This window comes from Pseudomonas sp. P5_B2, assembly GCF_056400445.1.
The window spans coordinates 1-2139 of the sequence record NZ_JBFULH010000663.1 but is presented as its reverse complement, the minus strand read 5'-3'; the positions used below and the strand labels follow the sequence as shown (position 1 = coordinate 2139).

2 protein-coding genes are annotated in these 2139 nt (G+C 51.3%); one reads left to right on the top strand and one right to left on the bottom strand.

What is annotated here, in order from left to right; all coding sequences use genetic code 11:
- The coding region (locus AC1DRJ_RS25355) for an autotransporter outer membrane beta-barrel domain-containing protein (RefSeq protein ID WP_477804575.1) at positions 1-1703 on the top strand (1703 nt) is incomplete at its 5' end.
- Positions 1704-1778: 75 nt separating this feature from the next.
- On the opposite strand, the gene AC1DRJ_RS25350 is transcribed toward AC1DRJ_RS25355, so the two are convergent.
- Positions 1779-2139 (bottom strand): hypothetical protein (locus AC1DRJ_RS25350; RefSeq protein WP_477804574.1); only part of this gene is annotated, 361 nt, incomplete at its 5' end.

The window sequence follows — 2139 nt, the reverse complement described above, 5'->3', positions numbered from 1 at the left end:
GCTATGGGCTGAGATTGCGTAGTGCTGAAGCCCACGCTACCAACAGCAGCATTGTTGGCGGGCAAAATGGCATAAAGATTGATCTCGACACGACCTCGATACAACCGGTCTATCTTTCGCTGGACAACACCACCGTTCAGGGACAAACCGGCGCGGCGATCCTCGTTGACTTTGCCAACGCTGGAACCTCGACAGCCCGCATTGACTTGAATAATGCTCATCTGTTGGCCGGCAACGACACGCTACTGGATGTACGGGGTGGCGCTAGCACTTCGATGACTGTCAATGGCAGTACGATGACCGGCAACATCGTCAATGAAGCCGGCAGTACTCTGGATCTGACTTTGCAGAAGGATTCGGTATTGACCGGTCGATTGGAAAATGTTTCCAGCGCGACCATTAATGACAACTCGCGCTGGGTGCTGGTAGATGATAGTCAGATCGATAAACTGATCTTGAATGGCGGTACGGTACGTTTCGGTGCTGACAACGCGTTTTATCAACTGAATGTGCAGGAGCTATCGGGTAGCGGTCGATTCGAACTGGGTACGGATTTCGCTACGGGCCAGACCGATTTGCTTAACATCACGGGCTCTGCCAGCGGTCGACATGAACTATTGATCAGCAGCAGCGGCGTGGATCCCGCTGCCGGCGAACCGGTCCGGGTAGTGCGGACTACGGGGGGCGATGCGCAGTTTTATATGGACCGCGCAGTGGATTTCGGAACCTATTCCTACGACCTGGTAAAAAGTGCTAACGACTGGATTCTCGATCCTGCTACCCGCACGGTCAGCCCGGGCACGCGCTCGGTATTGGCCTTGTTCAACACTGCGCCGACCGTTTGGTATGGCGAACTCACATCGTTGCGTTCGCGCATGGGGGAGCTGCGTTTCAATGGTGGTGAGGCTGGTGCCTGGGGGCGCACTTATGGCAACAAATACAATGTGGCGGATGGTTCAGGCGTCGGGTATCAACAAACCCAGCATGGCTTCACGTTGGGTGCCGACGCGCCGCTACCGATCGGTGACGGTCAATGGCTGGTGGGATTGATGGCTGGGCATAGCGAGTCTGACCTCAATCTCGATGGCGGAACGTCGGGCACGGTCACCAGCAACTATCTTGGCACTTACGCTACCTGGATTGACGCGCAAAGCGGTTATTACTTTGACGGCGTAGCGAAGGTAAACCGATTTCGTAATAAGGCCAAGGTTGGGCTTAGCGATGGAGACAGAGTCAAAGGTGACTATGATAATACCGGATTGGGCGGCTCCGTCGAATTTGGTCGAAACGTAAAGCTCGGCGACGGATATTTTATCGAACCGTACACTAAATGGTCTGCTGTGAGTATCCAGGGCAAAACGTTTTCCCTGGACAATGACCTTCAAGCTGACGGTGATCGTACACGTTCATTACTGGGGGAAATGGGGATGACTGTCGGACGCAATTTCAATCTGGAAAACAACATGCAAGTGCAGCCTTACGTCCGTTCAGCGCTGGCACACGAGTTCGCCAAAAATAATGAGGTGAGCGTTAATAACAATGTGTTCAACAATGACCTGTCCGGATCACGAGTTGGACTGACTTTGGGTGTGGTAGTCGCACTCACGGACAGTCTTCAAATGCATATCGATATGGATTACAGCAAAGGTAACAATATCGAACAGCCTATCGGAGCAAACGTTGGCGTTCGATACGGTTTCTAAAGTATAAACTGTTCAGCATTGAATTAAAAAAGGAAGCCCAGGCTTCCTTTTTTAATGCGGTAGGTCGTGTATCTGTCAAGCGGCGCGAGCGGTGCCATAAGCGTAACTGCTATGCGAAAAATTCGTTTTCGCAATGAACTCAACGTTAATGGTTAACGTTTTTTTATTGTCGTCATCGTTGTTTTCCACGATGACGTTTTTCAGTGTCCCCTTGAAAACGTGAGCGATATCATCAAATTCAAGATCCGCAGTCCCGCTCACTTGCGTATAAATGACCGGTTTTAATGGATTGCTGTGATCAGCAAATGACAATCTGATTTCGTTGGATTCGGGTGTCAATTCGTACGTATCAGCGGGCAGTTCTTTGGTGAACGACAGATTGATTTCCCTGGTCGTGAAGTCCGGCTCCGGAGCTCGGTGCCTGGCAAACATTACA